Origin of the sequence: Bacillus thuringiensis (assembly GCF_001182785.1) — a bacterium.
Lineage (GTDB): Bacteria > Bacillota > Bacilli > Bacillales > Bacillaceae_G > Bacillus_A > Bacillus_A thuringiensis_S.
Genome location: NZ_CP012099.1, coordinates 4,793,198 through 4,810,668, shown reverse-complemented (window position 1 = coordinate 4,810,668; position 17,471 = coordinate 4,793,198). Strand labels below are relative to the sequence as shown.

Sequence of the window (17,471 nt, the reverse complement as noted above, 5' to 3'; positions counted from 1 at the left end):
AAAACTAGACTCCTTTTTATTATTTAATTAGTATCTTAACTTCATCAACAAACTCTTAATTTCCTCATCTTCCATAAAGAGGTCATGGTGTTTCTGGGTAATCTTTGCAAGTGCAACGTCGTGATAGAAAAATTCTGTAAAGAACTTTACGAAAGGTTGTGACATTGTTTTCATCGCTTGCCATGACTCTTGTTCTACGCCAGCAAATAAAATTTCACGATCGTCAACGATGAGTAGCAAGTAGCGCTCTAATGCATTAGGCTCTTCAGCTGGGATTAGAAAATGCATGTTTTCTAAGTCTGTTTCTACTTCTCCAACAATAAGGGATTCAATTTGAACACCTTGTTTTGCTTTTTGTTCTAGTAAAGGGAGATATTCTAAAAGAGTATCATTCCAAGCTGAAATACGGATTGATTCTTTTGCACTTTCAATGAGTTCTTTACTTTGAACTCGAATAGAAGATTGCATCTTTAAGCTCCACACACGGTCATCTGTAAATGATTTTTTTGATATATTTGTTTCCAGTTCTTTAATATTTGATTGGAATTCTGACGTTAATTTTTCAATTGCTAGTTTTAGTGGTAATGCTGTATACAGCTTCTTCTTTTCTGAAACAGAATCCATTACCATTCCTTTATCGATTAGGCGTGCTAGCACTTCATATATTTTTGCTTTTGGAACACCTGAATGCTTCACAATTGTTGTAGCATCTAATGGTTCATTGCTTGATACGACAACTTCATAAGCTTGGCTTTCATATTGTGAGAAACCGAATTTTTGTAACATAGTTCCCTCCGAACGAATGAGATTATATTTTAAGGATAATGAACTATTTGTTTTTACACAAGAGGTGGTAGTTTTTTTAATTCAATTTAGATGAGAATTAATTTCAATTTTTTAATTTTATCTATTATACTTAATATAATGATTAATAAGATTTTAATTTAATGCGAAGGGGATGCTTGGGGGAAGATGTTAAGAAGTTTACGTTTAAAAATTGCGGTAGTGTTTTCAGTACTTATTTCTATGATGTTCGTAATATTGGGTACAGCTGTGTATCAATTACAGAAAGAAAAGGAAGTGCGTTCTTTAGACGAGTATTCTCAAAATGCGATGGATCTTGTGACAGAGCAACTTACGACATTTGTTCAAAGAACGGATGAAGATATGGGGTATTACGCGAACAGTGAGATGATTCGTAACATGCTTCAAGGTGGGGTTACTCCAGAAGAGGAAGCATTTTTAACAAAAGAGTTTGCGGAGTATAAAAAGAATCATCCTGGTATTTTAGATTTATATATTGGTACGAAAGATAAAAAAACATTAAGTGCCAATCTTGCTGAAGGTGGGCAAGTGCCAGAAGGATATGATCCAACGACAAGACCATGGTATAAAGATTCAGAGGCTGATGTAAAAAAGGTCCATTGGGGACAACCTTCTTATGAAATTGCAACAGGAAAGTTAAGTGTAGGTGTTTCTAAAGCAATTACAGCTCAAGATGGATCTGTATTAGGCGTTGTTGCGATGGATGTATCGCTTGGGACGATTCAGAAGTTGCTTCACAATATTCAATACAATAATGACGGAGAAATGTTTATTATAAATGATAAAAATATGGCTCTTGTTTATCCAGAAAAGATAGGGAAAGATGTTTCAAAAGAGCCACTTATAAAGAGCTTAAATAAAGAAGTAACAAAATATGCGGTCACTACAATAAAAGGTGAAGATGTAGTTGTTTATAGTCAATCATTTGATACGATGAAATGGACGATAGGAATCTTTTATCCGAAAGAAACGATCGATGGGCTATTAAATAGTACGAGAAATACAGTTATTATAATGGCATGTATTAGTTTATTAGTTGGAATCGTAGCTTCCTACTTGTTCTCAAGAAGATTAGCAAGACCACTGCAACTATTAAAGAATCACGTGCAAAAAGTAGCAGAAGGCGATTTAACGCTGCGAATGAAAGTGACAAGTAAAGATGAAGTTGGAGAGTTGACGAAACACTTTAATGATATGGTTGAACAAATGAATGAAATGGTAAGTAAAATTAAAAACAGCGTATCAACGGTGCAACAATCAACGAATAGTTTACATTATTTAACGAATGAAACAGTAGCGGCTAGTAGAGAAGTTTCAGGAGCAATGGATGATGTGAGCGGAGGAGCTTCTACTCTTGCGAATAGTGTGGATGAAGTTTCTGCTCAGCTCGAAAATATGGCGGAGTCAGTGGAACAAATGAATAGCTCTGTTGATGAAATAAAAGGAGTGGCTGGCAAAGCGGAAGAGGCATCTAAGCAAGGATTAAATACAATGAGGAACTTAGTTCGTACGAGGGGACAATCATCTTCGATTGTTGTTCATACAGAAGAAGCATCCGGTAAGTTAGAACAAAGAGTTGGATCGATTCAAAATGTTGTTGAGTTAATAAAAGGTATTTCGGATCAAACAAATTTACTTGCTTTAAATGCTTCAATTGAAGCTGCCCGTGCAGGTGAGCAAGGTAAGGGATTTGCGGTTGTTGCTGAAGAGGTTCGGAAATTAGCGGAACAATCAAAAGAGGCAACAGGAGAAATTACAACGATGATTGGTGATGTGCAAGTAGAAGTAAAAAGGGTTGTAGAAGTTGTAAGTAAATTGAAAGACATTGCAGATGTGCAAAATAAAGTGACGACAGAGGCGGAAATGGAGTTCCGCACAATTATGTCAGTTGTAAATACGATTAGTACTTCAGTTGAAAAAATTGTAGAAGAGGTACATAACATAGGTTACGAGCAAGGAGAAATTACAGCGGTAATGCATACAATTGCTGGTACGAGTCAAGAAAGTGCAGCTGTTTCCGAAGAGGTACATGCTGCAACGGAATCACAGGTTAATCATTTAGAAAAGGTAGCTCACACGATGGAAAGTTTGACAGAGCATATGAGGGATTTAGAAAGATTAGTCGAGCAGTTTAAAGTGGAAGAGTAACATATTAGTAAAATGATGAGGATTTCGGTAAAATAGACAGTGGATATATAAGAAGCGATTATAGGAGGCAAATTACTATGGCAATTGTTGACGTATCGATTATTCCGGTAGGAACAGGTAATCCAAGTGTTAGTGAATATGTAGCAGAAGTACAAAAGGTGCTAGAGAAAAATGCAAATCGCGTGAAGTATCAACTAACACCGATGAATACAGTTATTGAAGGAGATCTTCCTGTTATTCTAGAAGTAATTCAACAAATGCATGAAGTGCCTTATACGAAAGGTGCACAGCGTGTTGCAACAACAATTCGTATTGATGATCGTCGTGATAAAGTAAGCACAATGGAGAAGAAATTAAACTCTGTTCGATCAAAATTATAAGAAAAAGCAGCGGTTTTCGCTGCTTTTTTCATATAGGAGGTAAATAAGATGAATGAAAAGTTTAACGAGCAGTTTGACGGGTTACTAGAGAAATACACTGAGCTGTTACTTGGAGAGAGTAGCGAAGAGAGAAAAGAACAGGTACAGAAGTGGGCACTGTATTCTTACATAGCGAAGACGATGCCAGCATTAGTGAAGCATTGGAATGAGACATATCCAGATGCGAAAGAAGAGATGGTGCAGTTAATTACGGATATTAAAAGGCTGAATGAAGAGAAGCGAAATGAGCAGTGAGAAAACTTGAGGCGAATGTTACCTCAAGTTTTCTTTATTAATATCCTTGTATAATTTACATGGAATATTAAGGGTTTTATAAGCATGTCGAATATTTTCGACATGCCTATTTTATGCCTAGTAAACCCGTTTTTTCTAAATGTCGAAAAATATTCCCTTCATATTTACATGCGAGAATATAGGTTTTTAAATGTTTTTATAGTATTTTATAAATTATCTAAATAATTATTTGTATCCAATAATTTTAAACAATGATATAATTTTGAAGAGGGGTAAAAAACAGATAAATTACAGTCATAGGGGTGAATTACATGGAACAATTAATGCGAAATTCGTTTCTTTTCTTGTCAAAAAATAAAGCGCTAACAAAACTGGCTAAAAAGTACGGTTTGCGCTTTGGTGCAGGTCGCTTCGTCGCAGGGGAGACGATTGAATTGGCGACAGCTGCAATTAAAGCATTAAATAAGCAAGGTCTTTGTGTAACGATCGATTATTTAGGTGAATTCGTTGATAACGAAGCGGAAGCAAATGAAATGGCTAGCGAATCGATTGAAGCGATTCGTGCAATTGGAAGAGAAGGTCTTAATTCGCAGCTTTCTTTAAAAATGACTTCTATGGGATTAGATATCTCTGATGAAATCGTAATGAACAATATGCGCCGTATTTTAGAAGCTGGAAAAGAAAATGGTGTGTTTATTACAATTGATATGGAAGACTATACGCGCTGCGGGAAAACAATTGAGATCTTTAAACAATTAAAATCTGAATACGATAATATTGGTACAGTTATTCAAGCTTACCTATATCGTACAGAAAAAGATATGGAAGAATTAAATGCTTATAGTCCGAATTTACGTCTTGTAAAAGGGGCTTATAAAGAACCTGAAGAAGTGGCGTTCCCGGACAAGAAAGATGTAGATGACAATTATAAAAAAATTATTAAAATGCACTTATTAAATGGGAATTATACTGCAATTGCTTCACATGACGAAGCGATTATTGAATATACGAAAAAACTTGCCGAAGAACACAACATTCCAAGGGATCAATTTGAATTCCAAATGTTATATGGTATTCGTAATGAGCGTCAACTTGAGCTAGTAAAAGAAGGTTACAAAATGCGTGTTTACGTACCTTATGGAAATGACTGGTATGGCTACTTTATGCGTCGTCTAGCAGAGCGTCCAGCAAACGTTGCGTTCGTGTTAAAAGGTATGGTTAAAAAATAACCAAGGAGAAAATACTCCTTGGTTATTTTAATTGCTGAAATGCGTAATGTGCCATTTTTTTCGTATCAGGGTATAGTTGCGTGCGAGAAGAAGATAATACAACATTAATGACGCGTTTACCGTCTTTTTCATCCACTGTTACGACCGTATATTTGCCGAGTGCTGATAGACCGCTTTTACTTCCAATCGCATATGGATCGTCATATAGTTCTTCTCGTCCATAGTTTGCGATGTTTGGAGAGCGTTCTGAAGTATGTAGAGTTGTACGTGTTGAATTCATATATTCTAAAACAACTGGATACTTTAATGCTTCTTTCGTAATAATAGCAATGTCATATGGTGATACTTTATTCCCAATTGCATCAGCACCACTTGCGTTCTTGAAAGTCGCATGCTTTGTACCAAGTTCCTTCGCTCTAGCATTCATCATTTTCACAAATTCATTTTTTGATCCTGCAATATGTTCTGCAATTGATTCAGCTATTGGATCTGCACTAATGATAAGCATAAGTTTTAATGCCTCATCACGCTTTAATTTTTCTCCAGCACGAAGTTTAATTTTCTTGCTTTGACTTTCTGTTTTAATTGCATTTTCTGTAACCGTAATTTCTTCATCTTCTTTTACATTCTCTAGTAAAAGAAGGGTTGTCATCATTTTGGCTATACTAGCCGGATAAGAACGTTCGTCTTCGCGTTTCCCATACAAAATTTCACCTGTGTTTGCATCGATTGTAACCCCATATTGCCCAGTAATGTTAGGTTGATCAGCTCTTACAGCTTGTTGCCTTTGTGCATAAGAGAAGAAAATCATCCCTGTAAATAGTGTAGCAATCATTACAATCATAACTATTGTTCGTTTCATCATCGTTCCCTCTTTTGTTTTCCATATGTACAAATAAATTGGGCAGAAAAAGTAGCCATTAATCATTATGCCACGTTCTCTGCCCAAAAATATAGCGTTATTTTTCGCCCATATTATGCTTCTTATATTGTTGGTTATTACCTTGGCGTCCTTTTTCAACACCGTGATTATGTGGACCTGCGTTTCCAGTTACACTAGCCGCACTAATTCCAGCCTTTGAAGGGTTCTTCTTAAGTTTTGCCATATATATTCCTCCAGTTTCGTCAGATTATAAAAAGGAAAAGTGCATTTAAACAAAGAAAATACACATGTATAGCATAGCCAAATGAAAGAAAAATATTTATTTCAGAAAATTTTATCAATAAATATATTGCGAAAATTTAAACAGTATCATATATTTATTAGTAGAGGCTCACTCATTGATTGCGACTTATGTCGAAAAATTGAATGAGCATTCATTCAAGAATAGGGGGAGAATTGGATGTTCCAAATTAAAAAGGCTGCTGTTCTAGGTTCAGGCGTAATGGGTTCGGGAATTGCGGCACACTTAGCTAATATTGGTATTCCGACATTATTGCTTGATATTGTACCACCTGCGCTTACGAAAGAAGAGGAAGCGAAGGGACTTACATTAGAACATAAAAGTGTGAGAAATCGTTTTAGTAATACGGCTGTACAGAAACTATTGAAGCAAAAACCAGCTCCTCTGACAGTGAAAGGAAATCTAGCACTGATTGAAGCAGGTAACTTAGAAGATGATCTTGAGCTTCTTGCTGATGTAGATTGGATTATTGAAGTAGTAGTTGAAAACTTAGATATTAAAAAGAAATTATTTGAAAAAGTAGACGCTGTTCGTAAACCAGGTTCTATTGTAAGCTCGAATACGTCAGGTATTTCAGTTGAAAAAATGGCAGAAGGTCGTTCAGACGACTTCCAGAAACACTTCTTAGGCACACACTTTTTTAACCCACCACGATATTTAAAACTTCTAGAAGTAATACCGACGAAAGAAACAGATCCACAAGTATTAAGCTTCATGAAACTATTTGGCGAAGACGTTCTTGGAAAAGGCGTTGTTATCGCAAAAGACACACCAAACTTTATTGGAAACCGCATCGGTACGTACGGTTTATTAGTAACTCTTCAAGAGATGATAAAACGCGGCTACAGCATTGGGGAAGTTGATTCTGTAACAGGCCCACTTATTGGTCGTCCAAAGAGCGCAACGTTCCGTACATTAGATGTTGTCGGTTTAGATACATTCGTACACGTTGCAAATAACGTATATGAAAACGTACAAGAAGAAGAGCGTGATGTATTTAAAGTACCAGCTTTCATGCATGACATGCTTGAGAAAAAATGGCTTGGAAGTAAAACGGGTCAAGGCTTCTTCTTAAAACAAGGAAAAGAAATTTTAGAATTAAATCCTGAAACGATGGAATACGAAGCGCGTAAAAAATTAAAAGCTGCATCCGTAGAGTTAAGTAAACAAGAAAAAGGATTAGCGAATAAATTGAAAGCGCTTGTATACGCGAAAGACCGTGCAGGAGAGTTGTTATGGAACATCATTACACCAACTCTTTTATACTCTGCAAAACTTCATAAAGAAATTGCTGACGATATCGTTGCAATTGACCAAGCGATGAAGTGGGGCTTCGGCTGGGAGCAAGGACCGTTTGAAGTTTGGGATGCAATCGGCGTTGAAAAATCTGCTCAAAAGATGGAAGAAAACGGCGTAGTCGTTCCTACTTGGGTGAAAGAAATGTTAGAGAAAGGTTTCACTACTTTCTATAAACATGATAACGGCGATAGCTACTATTACGATAATGGCGAATATAAGCTAATCGAGCGTAATAAAAAAGCAATTTCTCTTAAGCAATTAAAAGCGAAAAATGGTGTATTAAAGAAAAATAGCGGAGCGAGCTTAATTGATTTAGGCGACGGCATCCTTTGCTTAGAGTTCCATTCGAAGAGCAATGCAATCGGTATGGATATTACGCAAATGATTAACTACGCTGTTGATGAAGTAGAAAAGAATTATAAAGGTCTTGTTATCGGTAACCAATCGAAGAACTTCTGCGTTGGTGCGAACCTAGCGATGATCTTAATGGAAGCGCAAGATGACAACTACTTTGAAATTGAGTGGGTTGTGAAAAACTTCCAAGATGCAATGACGAAAATTAAGTACTCTTCTAAGCCAGTTGTAGCAGCACCATATGGTATGACGCTTGGCGGAGGTACAGAAGTTTGCTTACCAGCAGCTAGCATTCAAGCTTCTAGTGAAACGTATATGGGCTTAGTAGAAGTTGGTGTTGGCTTAATCCCTGGCGGAGGCGGTAATAAAGAGTTATACATTAAACACTTAAATAAAATGCCAAACGGTGTAGAGTTTGATCTGCAAAAAGTTGCGAATAAAGTGTTCGAATCTGTAGCGATGGCGAAAGTTTCTACATCAGCACAAGAAGCTGTATCGAACAACTTCTTAGGCGATAAAGACGGTATTAGTGTGAATGGTGATCACTTACTATATGATGCGAAACAGAAAGCACTTGCTTTATATGAAGCTGGCTATAAAGCACCGATTCGTAAAAAGATACCAGTTGTTGGTGAAACAGGATATGCAACTCTTGTACTTGGTGCAGAAGCAATGCATTTATCAGGTTACATTTCTGAACATGATCTTCACATTGCGAAGAAACTTGCATATGTCATTGCGGGCGGAAAAGTGCCGTACGGAACAGAAGTTGATGAGCAGTATTTATTAGATGTAGAACGTGAAGCATTTATTAGCTTAGTAAGTGAGATGAAATCACAAGCAAGAATGCAGCACATGCTTGTAAAAGGAAAGCCATTACGTAACTAATAACGAGGGGAGATATCGTTCATGAGAGAAGCTGTCATTGTTGCGGGAGCAAGAACACCAATTGGAAAAGCAAAGAGGGGTTCATTAAAAACAGTTCGTCCTGACGATCTAGGGGCGTTAGTAGTAAAGGAAACGTTAAAGCGTGCAAATTATGAAGGACCAATCGATGATTTAATTTTCGGTTGTGCGATGCCAGAAGCAGAACAAGGTTTAAATATGGCTCGTAATATCGGCGGACTAGCAGGACTTTCTTACGATGTTCCAGCTATTACAATTAACCGTTACTGTTCTTCTGGTTTACAAAGTATTGCTTACGGAGCAGAGCGCATTATGCTTGGTCACTCTGAAGCTGTATTATCAGGCGGAGCGGAATCAATGAGTTTAGTTCCAATGATGGGACACGTTGTTCGTCCGAACAGTCGCCTTGTAGAAGCGGCTCCAGAATATTATATGGGTATGGGACATACAGCAGAGCAAGTTGCTGTGAAATATGGAATTTCTCGTGAAGAGCAAGATGCATTTGCAGTAAGAAGTCATCAACGTGCTGCCAAAGCATTAGCGGCAGGAAACTTTGCTGATGAAACAGTATCTGTAGATGTGACATTACGCTCGGTTGGCTCAAACAATAAACTGCAAGAAGAAACAATCATTTTCGCACAAGACGAAGGTGTAAGAGCAGAGACGACGCTAGACATTTTAGGTAAATTACGTCCAGCATTTAACGTTCGCGGTTCTGTAACAGCTGGTAACTCTTCACAAATGAGTGACGGTGCAGCATCTGTACTATTAATGGATCGTGAAAAAGCAGTGAGCGATGGCATGAAGCCACTTGCGAAATTCCGTTCATTTGCAGTAGCTGGCGTACCACCAGAAGTAATGGGAATCGGCCCAATCGCTGCAATTCCAAAAGCGTTAAAACTAGCTGGCTTAGAGCTATCTGATATTGGCTTATTCGAACTAAATGAAGCATTCGCTTCTCAATCGATCCAAGTTATTCGTGAACTTGGTTTAGATGAAGAAAAAGTAAACGTAAACGGTGGTGCAATCGCACTTGGACATCCACTTGGCTGTACAGGAGCAAAACTAACACTATCTCTTATTCACGAAATGAAACGCCGCAACGAACAATTCGGTATCGTAACAATGTGTATTGGCGGCGGAATGGGAGCAGCGGGAGTATTTGAATTACTATAAAAAGTGGAAGCGGCTCGTTCAGAATGTGAGGGGGATGGAGCTTCAGACGTAGAGGCGCTTTTTGCCTCGCAGGAAGAAGCGAAGCCACCGAACATTCTAGCCGCTGGAACTGGATTAGATAAAAAGTGCAGGTGGCTCGCTCAGAACAGAAGGGCGTTGGAAGCCCTGACGAAGAGGCGCTTTTTGCCTCACAGGAAGGGGTGAAACGACCGACTGTTCTAGCCACTGGAACTGGATTATAAAAAAAGTGTAAGCGGCTTGCTCAGAACGAGACGACGCTAAAGCAAAGAATGGAAGCAACAAAGGTTTATAAAAAATAAACGGGAGAGCCAGCTTCTTTCAAAAAGAGAGAAGCTGCTCATGAAAATATGAAGGAGGAAATTTTCATGGAAAAAACAGTAGGAAATGCGGTTAAAGGCGGTAGCTTTTTAGTTGATGAGATTACGATTGATCAAGTGTTTACGCCAGAAGATTTTTCATCTGAGCATAAAATGATTGCAAAAACGACAGAGGACTTTATCGTAAATGAAGTTCTTCCAGAGCTTGAATATTTAGAGCAACATGAATTTGATCGTTCAGTTCGTCTTTTAAAAGAAGCTGGGGAGCTTGGTTTATTAGGCGCTGACGTGCCAGAAGAGTACGGCGGAATTGGTCTTGATAAAGTAAGTTCAGCGTTAATCGCAGAGAAATTCTCTCGCGCTGGTGGTTTTGCAATCACTCACGGTGCTCACGTAGGTATCGGATCTTTACCAATCGTATTATTCGGTAACGAAGAGCAAAAGAAAAAGTATTTACCATTACTTGCAACTGGTGAAAAATTAGCTGCATACGCATTAACTGAGCCAGGTTCAGGATCTGACGCATTAGGCGCAAAAACAACTGCACGTTTAAATGCAGAAGGTACACATTATGTATTAAACGGTGAGAAACAGTGGATTACAAACTCTGCATTCGCTGACGTATTCGTTGTATATGCAAAAATTGATGGAGAGCATTTCTCAGCATTTATCGTAGAGAAAGAATACGCTGGTGTATCTACAAGCCCAGAAGAAAAGAAAATGGGGATTAAATGTTCATCAACTCGTACGTTAATTTTAGAAGATGCGTTAGTGCCGAAAGAAAACTTACTTGGTGAAATCGGTAAAGGTCATATTATCGCGTTCAACATTTTAAATATCGGTCGTTATAAATTAGGTGTTGGTACAGTTGGATCTGCGAAACGTGCAGTAGAAATTTCAGCACAATATGCAAACCAACGTCAACAGTTCAAGCAACCAATCGCTCGCTTCCCATTAATTCAAGAGAAACTTGCGAATATGGCAGCAAAAACATATGCAGCTGAAAGTTCTGTATATCGTACAGTAGGTTTATTCGAAAGCCGCATGAGCACATTATCTGAAGAAGAAGTAAAAGACGGTAAAGCAGTAGCAGCTTCTATCGCTGAATATGCAATCGAGTGCTCTTTAAACAAAGTATTCGGTTCTGAAGTATTAGACTATACAGTAGATGAAGGTGTTCAAATTCACGGTGGTTACGGATTTATGGCAGAATACGAGATTGAAAGAATGTACCGCGATTCTCGTATTAACCGTATTTTCGAAGGAACGAACGAAATTAACCGCCTAATCGTACCAGGTACGTTCTTACGTAAAGCGATGAAAGGTGAATTACCACTTCTTCAAAAAGCACAAAAATTACAAGAAGAGTTAATGATGATGATGCCAGAAGAAGTAGGCGATGAGCCATTAGCACTTCAAAAGTATTTAGTAACTAATGCGAAGAAAATCGGCTTAATGGTAGCTGGATTAGCTGCTCAAAAATACGGTAAAGCATTAGATAAAGAGCAAGAAATTCTTGTGAATATCGCTGACATCGTAAGCAACCTATACGCAATGGAGTCAGCTGTTCTTCGTACAGAAAAAGCAATCAAAACAACTGGTCTTGAAAAGAATAAACAAAAAGTGTTATACACTGAAGTATTCTGCCAAGAAGCATTTAACGAAATCGAAGCAGATGCGAAAGAAACACTTATCGCAGTTGAAAATGGCGACATGCTGCGCATGATGTTATCATCATTACGTAAATTAACTCGCCACACACCACTTAATGTAATTCCGAAGAAACGTGAAATCGCTGCGAAAATTTTAGAAGATGAGCGTTACACAGTTTAATAGATGAGAGAGAACCAGTAGCCAGTTGGCTACTGGTTTTTTTATTGCTGAATTCTTGAATAAAGCTGTTTTACATATGTATGTGTAAACAGCTCTTTTTTATGGAGGTAAAGAAGATGAAGGTAATAAGCGTAGAAACAGTGCATCAAATTGCATTTTTACCGCGTCTATTTCCAATTAACTGTTACTTCGTTGAAGAAGAAACAGGATTAACTTTAATTGATGCGGCCTTACCGTTTTGTGCAAAGAAGATTTTACAATCAGCTCGGAAAATAGGAAAACCGATTACGAATATCGTTATTACACATGCGCATGATGACCATGTAGGAGCGCTTGATGCGATAAAGCAAGAGATGCCCGATGTTCCAGTCTATATTTCTAAAAGAGATGCTTGTTTACTTGAAGGAGATAAGGCACTACAAGAGGGAGAACGAAATACACCAATAAAAGTGGGAGTGTCAAAACAGATACATACGATCCCAGATATTTTTCTTCAAGAGGGAGATAAAGTTGGTTCTCTTGTAGCGATTGGAGCTCCAGGTCATACACCAGGATCAATGGCATTTTTAGACACAAGAAATGATGCACTCATTGTTGGAGATGCATTTCAAACGAGAGGAGGATTAGCGGTAGCAGGACAGTTGAAGTGGCTTTTCCCGTTTCCTATGTTTGGGACTTGGGATGCAGAAGTTTCATTAACGAGTGCTCAGAAATTGCTGGAGTATAAGCCGTCTTTATTGGCGACAGGGCATGGGAAAATGATTGAAAATCCGTTAATACAAATGCAACGGGCGATTGAAGAAGCGGAAAGGAATTTAAGTAGAAAGAGCCTCTAATCGTTTAGAGGCTCTTTTTAGTTAAATGATTATTTAGCAGACTTTTTAATGAATACGATTTAAAAAGAACAGAATACTAAGGAAGAATGAAAGAAGAAAGGTAGGAGTATTCCATGCAAAATTTAACAGAGCTTGAAGTAGAAAACTTACGTCATTTAATTGGTGGACACGCAACGATTATTAACAAGTTGGAGCAGTATGCACAGACGTGTACAGATCCACAACTGAAACAAATGCTACAAAAAGATGCGCAAGATGCAAGAAATACGAAACAGCAATTAATGACTTTCCTAGGATAGGAGGAAGAGAAAGATGAATGAAAAAGATATGGTAAATGATTATTTAGCAGGATTAAATGCAAGTTTAACAAGTTATGCAAATTATATTTCTCAGTCTGATAATGAACAGTTACATCAAACGTTAATCCAAATTCGTAATCAAGATGAAATGCGTCAACGTAATATGTATGAGTACGCAAAGCAAAAGAGTTATTACAAACCGGCAGCACCTGCGAATCCGATGATCGTGCAGCAATTAAAAAGTCAGTTAAGTGCAGAATAATAGGATGAAAAAACGGGCGAAAATAGATTCGCTCGTTTTATTTTTTTGTATGTCAATAAATACATAATAAATATTTTTCCAGTTGTAACAAATATGACGAAAATGTAATATAACAATTCACAAAAAGGACAAATACTTTGCTCAATATTTCACAAAGTATCCATGGTTTCTATCGTGAGAACCTCTATAATTAAGAGTGTAAAGAACAAAAGAAATAGATTATATGATCACTTAGGAGAGATTGCTATGAAAAGACATACAAGAAAAATTGCAATTATCGGTACTGGATTAGTTGGATCAAGTTGTGCGTATTCCATTGTAAATCAAGGAATTTGCGAAGAACTATTATTAATTGATATAAATCATGAACGTGCAGTTGGGGAAGCAATGGATTTATCACATTGCATTAACTTTACAAATACAAGAACAAAAGTATATGCAGGAAGCTATGAAGACTGCAAAGATATGGACATTGTCATTATTACTGCAGGACCAGCACCAAAACCTGGACAAAGTCGCTTAGATACTTTAGGAGCGAGTGCGAAGATTATGGAAAGTGTTGTTGGCGGCGTAATGGCAAGTGGATTTGATGGTATTTTCTTACTCGCATCGAACCCAGTTGATATTATCACATATGAAGTATGGAAATTATCTGGATTACCTAGAAATCGCGTAATCGGTACAGGAACATCATTAGATTCTTCTCGCCTAAGAACAATTTTATCTGAAATGTTACATGTAGATCCTCGTAGTATTCATGGGTATTCATTAGGAGAACATGGTGATTCTCAAATGGTTGCTTGGTCTCATGTAACTGTTGGTGGAAAGCCAATTCTGCAAATTTTAGAAGAACAAAAAGAACGATTTGGTGAAATAGATTTAGATGAAATCGTTGAGAAGACTGCAAAAGCCGGATGGGAAATTTATAAACGTAAAGGAACTACTTATTACGGAATCGGAAATTCTCTAGCATATATTGCAAGCTCAATCTTTAATGATGATCACCGTGTCATTGCTGTATCAGCTATTTTAGATGGTGAGTACGGTGAATATGATATTTGTACAGGAGTACCAGCTATTATTACTAGAGACGGTATAAGAGAAATTGTAGAACTCAATTTAACAGAGGATGAAGAATCTCGATTCGCAAAATCAAACGATATTTTACGTGATTATATGAAAACAATTGGTTACTAACTTATAGGAGAAGGTGAAACAAATGAAGGAATATATAATGTCTCGTGTATTTAAAGCATCTGCTGGTATCGCACAAGGTATTTTCGTATCCCTCGGAATTGGTTTACTAATCGAAAATATAGGAAGAATTGTTGATATTCCGTTGCTTATTACAATTGGAGTTGTTGCAAAATCACTAATGGCACCAGCGATTGGTGCAGGAATTGCTTTTATGCTCGGTGCAAATGGTCTTGTAATCTTCTCGGCTATGGTGGCTGGAGCAATTGGTGCCGGATCCATTTCAATTACTGAAGCTGGTCTAATTATTAAAACAGGTGAGCCAATCGGTGCTTTATTAACAGCAACTTTAGCTGTATATATTGGTAAACGTTTAAGCGGAAAAACTGCTTTAGATATGATGCTCGTTCCATTTGCGGCCATATTAGGTTCTGGTTTAGTTGGTATTTGGTTATCTCATAATATTACTCCTGTTTTAAATGCAGTTGGAGCGTTCATTAAAGATAGCTCAGCTGGTAGCCCATTCATCGCTTCTATCGTCATTGCAGTAGTTTGGGGACTATTACTTATCTCTCCAGCTTCATCAGCTGCGTTAGCGATCGCACTTAGCTTAGACGGTGTTGCAGGTGGTGCAGCTCTTGCCGGATGCGTCGCTCAGTTTATCGGATTCTCTGTCATATCAGCGAAAGAAAACAATTTAGGTGGCATATTAGCTCAAGCTCTTTGTACTCCGAAAGTACAGTTGCCAAATATCACTAAAAATCCAATGATTCTCGTCCCAACTGTCGTCGCCAGTGCTATAGTCGGTCCGGTATCCGCATTAATTTTCCAACTGGAAGCAGGAAAAGAAATTGCAGGTCTTGGATTAAGTTCTCTTATCGCACCAATTAATTTAATTTCCAGCGAAGGATGGGAAGTTGTCCCGGCGATGGTAATTACTTATATCGTCATTCCAGTAGCTGTTTCTTATATACTTTACATTGCTCTTAAAAAAGCAGGTCGTATTCATTCTGGTGATATGACTGTACCGCAATCTTAAATTGAAAATCTCCTTAATAATAGATAAAAGCAGACTGAGAAGCCACAGTCTGCTTTTTTATGTTACATTTTATGATTTTGTTTTACTGGAACACGTACTGTTTCTTTTGCTAATAAAAGTTGAACACCGAAGTAAAGTATGCTTGCAAGTGTCATTCCAGAAACGGCATCTACAAAGGCATGTTGCTTCGTAAATAGCGTTGATAAAATAATAAGTGTACCGAAGAAAGTAAGGATGTAATATTCAAAAGCATGTTGTTCTCTACGCTTAAAGGCAGCTAACATAATTACAAATGTAGTAAGAACGTGAATGCTAGGGAAACAGTTTACTGGCTGGTCGATACTATAAATATAGCGAACTAGTTCAGAAAATACATCTGTTCCAACGACAGTCGGACGCGGTACAGTTGTTTGCCAAAAATAATAAATAGAAAAACAAGCAAGCTTTCCAAAAATAACACTACTTAAAGTGACATAATATTGCTTTCGGTCAGCAAAGCAGTAATAAATAAGTGCGCCGTATAAGTATGGAAACCAAAGTAAATAAGGAATAATAAATGCTTTTACAAATGGAATCCAATCATCTACTACAGTTGTAACGTCTACTGCGTGAACAGTTGTTTTATTTAATACATCGTAAAGGGGACTTACGAGTACGAGTAGAAGTATATAACTTAACGGAAGAAAAGATGAAAGTTTAAATTTCTTCATGTTGATCTCCTATGTTTAGTAATGTAAGTAAATTCAATTGATTATAATATAGAAACGTGAATTGGGCTATCGATTTTACTTACATTTTCTTGAATTAACCTTACGTTTTTGTCACTTGACTAAAAAGAAGGGGGAGGGTGCTAAATGAAGCGTTTATCATATTTTTTAGTTTTTATATTGTTATGCCTAGTAGGTGCTGGGTGTGCAAAGAATAACGAAGGAGAAAAATTAGAATATAACGGAAGAGCACTCGTAATTGGAGTTGTTGGAGAAAAGCCGAAAGATACGTTTAGGAATGTAAAGTTTGAAAGTATAAAGTTAGAAGAAATGCAGGAGAAATCAGCAAAAGTTGATGGTTTTTTCGTTATGAAAGAATACTTTAAAGAGGCATCAAAGGAGCAGTATACGGACTTATTTTTATCGTTAAAGAAGCCGGTATTTTTTATTGGTTTGCAAGATAGACCGTATTTAATTTTTACTAACAAGGATTTAGATTATGATAATACCCCAAAGGATAAAACGATGACGTATACGCAAGGGTTTGTAAATATGGGGAACCCTGAAGGTCAATATTGGGGTATGGGATTATATAATGATACTGTTTCCGATCGAAATATTCATAATATGTATATAGTAGTATTTCAAACCATTTCGGATTACTTAAGTCGATGATGAAGGGGCCTGTAAAAAAGGCTTCTTATTTTTTTAAAATAAACGTTTGTTTAAGCTGTATGTTCGGTAGAAAGAAACTCATGTAGTTCAAAGGTTAAGAAAGAAAAATAAGAAATTAATCAAACGTTTGTTTAAGCTGTATGCTCGGTAGGAAGAAACCGATGCAGCTCAAGGGTTAACAAAGAAAAATGGAGAATTAATCAAACGTTTGTTTAAGCTGTATGTTCGGTAGAAAGAAACTCATGTAGTTCAAAGGTTAAGAAAGAAAAATAAGAAATTAATCAAACGCTTGTTTAAGATATATGTTTGGTGCAGAATTTTAAAAAATTTATATATTTATTTTTTTCTTAACAAATGGCGGAAAAATAAGAAAAATTCGCAGGATTATTAAAAATTATCACGAAATAAGTAAAAGTTTAGCGAATAATGGTTTGAAATAATAAAACGTTTTCTATATGATAAAGGTAAAGGTTAGTAAAAAAGTAGGTGAATT

General features: G+C 37.1%; 17 protein-coding genes. 13 read left to right on the top strand and 4 right to left on the bottom strand.

Going from position 1 to position 17,471, the window contains the following annotated elements; translation table 11 throughout:
- Nucleotides 1-27: 27 nt before the first annotated feature.
- On the bottom strand, nucleotides 28-786 hold the full coding sequence (locus tag AC241_RS24955) for a TrmB family transcriptional regulator (RefSeq protein ID WP_016079821.1): 759 nt from the start codon (nucleotides 784-786) through the stop codon (nucleotides 28-30).
- A gap of 186 nt (nucleotides 787-972) precedes the next feature.
- Here AC241_RS24955 and AC241_RS24950 point away from each other — a divergent pair, with 186 nt between their 5' ends.
- From AC241_RS24950 to AC241_RS24935, 4 genes are all read left to right on the top strand, one after another.
- The gene (locus tag AC241_RS24950; protein WP_016079822.1) at nucleotides 973-2,973 is read left to right on the top strand and encodes a methyl-accepting chemotaxis protein; all 2,001 of its coding nucleotides are present in this window, start codon (nucleotides 973-975) and stop codon (nucleotides 2,971-2,973) included.
- A gap of 77 nt (nucleotides 2,974-3,050) precedes the next feature.
- Nucleotides 3,051-3,353, top strand: coding sequence for an MTH1187 family thiamine-binding protein (locus AC241_RS24945; RefSeq protein WP_001018865.1), 303 nt, complete (start codon nucleotides 3,051-3,053; stop codon nucleotides 3,351-3,353).
- 48 nt (nucleotides 3,354-3,401) lie between these two features.
- Nucleotides 3,402-3,647 (top strand): YusU family protein, encoded by a 246-nt coding sequence (locus AC241_RS24940; RefSeq protein WP_016079823.1) that lies wholly within the window; start codon nucleotides 3,402-3,404, stop codon nucleotides 3,645-3,647.
- 311 nt (nucleotides 3,648-3,958) lie between these two features.
- Nucleotides 3,959-4,876, top strand: a complete 918-nt coding sequence (locus AC241_RS24935; RefSeq protein ID WP_000436767.1) for a proline dehydrogenase family protein — start codon at nucleotides 3,959-3,961, stop codon at nucleotides 4,874-4,876.
- 22 nt (nucleotides 4,877-4,898) lie between these two features.
- Here the strand turns inward: AC241_RS24935 and AC241_RS24930 are convergent, their stop codons facing one another.
- Together AC241_RS24930 and AC241_RS24925 are read right to left on the bottom strand one after the other, a co-directional pair.
- Entirely contained in the window at nucleotides 4,899-5,738 is an 840-nt protein-coding gene (locus AC241_RS24930; RefSeq protein WP_043935775.1) for a D-alanyl-D-alanine carboxypeptidase family protein, read from the bottom strand.
- 97 nt (nucleotides 5,739-5,835) lie between these two features.
- Entirely contained in the window at nucleotides 5,836-5,982 is a 147-nt protein-coding gene (locus tag AC241_RS24925; protein WP_001096344.1) for a YuzL family protein, read from the bottom strand.
- Between the two features lie 237 nt (nucleotides 5,983-6,219).
- Between AC241_RS24925 and AC241_RS24920 the strand changes: the two genes are divergently transcribed.
- The 8 genes from AC241_RS24920 (at nucleotide 6,220) to AC241_RS24880 (ending at nucleotide 15,596) form a co-directional block, all read left to right on the top strand.
- Complete coding sequence (locus AC241_RS24920; protein WP_048563729.1) at nucleotides 6,220-8,601, top strand: 3-hydroxyacyl-CoA dehydrogenase/enoyl-CoA hydratase family protein; 2,382 nt, start codon at nucleotides 6,220-6,222, stop codon at nucleotides 8,599-8,601.
- A 21-nt stretch (nucleotides 8,602-8,622) separates the two neighbouring features.
- Nucleotides 8,623-9,795 carry an acetyl-CoA C-acetyltransferase gene (locus AC241_RS24915; RefSeq protein ID WP_001206331.1) on the top strand — a complete coding sequence of 391 codons (1,173 nt, stop codon included), beginning with the start codon at nucleotides 8,623-8,625 and terminating at the stop codon, nucleotides 9,793-9,795.
- Between the two features lie 386 nt (nucleotides 9,796-10,181).
- On the top strand, nucleotides 10,182-11,966 hold the full coding sequence (locus AC241_RS24905) for an acyl-CoA dehydrogenase family protein (protein ID WP_000416293.1): 1,785 nt from the start codon (nucleotides 10,182-10,184) through the stop codon (nucleotides 11,964-11,966).
- A 116-nt stretch (nucleotides 11,967-12,082) separates the two neighbouring features.
- Nucleotides 12,083-12,802 carry an MBL fold metallo-hydrolase gene (locus tag AC241_RS24900; RefSeq protein WP_043935773.1) on the top strand — a complete coding sequence of 240 codons (720 nt, stop codon included), beginning with the start codon at nucleotides 12,083-12,085 and terminating at the stop codon, nucleotides 12,800-12,802.
- Between the two features lie 113 nt (nucleotides 12,803-12,915).
- Nucleotides 12,916-13,101: a hypothetical protein gene (locus AC241_RS24895; RefSeq protein ID WP_001180555.1), complete on the top strand. Its 186-nt coding sequence runs from the start codon at nucleotides 12,916-12,918 to the stop codon at nucleotides 13,099-13,101.
- 13 nt (nucleotides 13,102-13,114) lie between these two features.
- Nucleotides 13,115-13,363, top strand: coding sequence for a spore coat protein (locus AC241_RS24890; protein WP_001002992.1), 249 nt, complete (start codon nucleotides 13,115-13,117; stop codon nucleotides 13,361-13,363).
- A gap of 246 nt (nucleotides 13,364-13,609) precedes the next feature.
- Entirely contained in the window at nucleotides 13,610-14,560 is a 951-nt protein-coding gene (locus AC241_RS24885) for an L-lactate dehydrogenase (protein WP_016079827.1), read from the top strand.
- A gap of 22 nt (nucleotides 14,561-14,582) precedes the next feature.
- Nucleotides 14,583-15,596 carry a PTS sugar transporter subunit IIC gene (locus tag AC241_RS24880; protein WP_000666170.1) on the top strand — a complete coding sequence of 338 codons (1,014 nt, stop codon included), beginning with the start codon at nucleotides 14,583-14,585 and terminating at the stop codon, nucleotides 15,594-15,596.
- A 62-nt stretch (nucleotides 15,597-15,658) separates the two neighbouring features.
- Here the strand turns inward: AC241_RS24880 and AC241_RS24875 are convergent, their stop codons facing one another.
- Nucleotides 15,659-16,306 carry a phosphatase PAP2 family protein gene (locus AC241_RS24875; RefSeq protein ID WP_016079828.1) on the bottom strand — a complete coding sequence of 216 codons (648 nt, stop codon included), beginning with the start codon at nucleotides 16,304-16,306 and terminating at the stop codon, nucleotides 15,659-15,661.
- 144 nt (nucleotides 16,307-16,450) lie between these two features.
- Between AC241_RS24875 and AC241_RS24870 the strand changes: the two genes are divergently transcribed.
- Nucleotides 16,451-16,978, top strand: a complete 528-nt coding sequence (locus tag AC241_RS24870; RefSeq protein ID WP_000826910.1) for a hypothetical protein — start codon at nucleotides 16,451-16,453, stop codon at nucleotides 16,976-16,978.
- The last annotated feature ends 493 nt before the right edge of the window (nucleotides 16,979-17,471 follow it).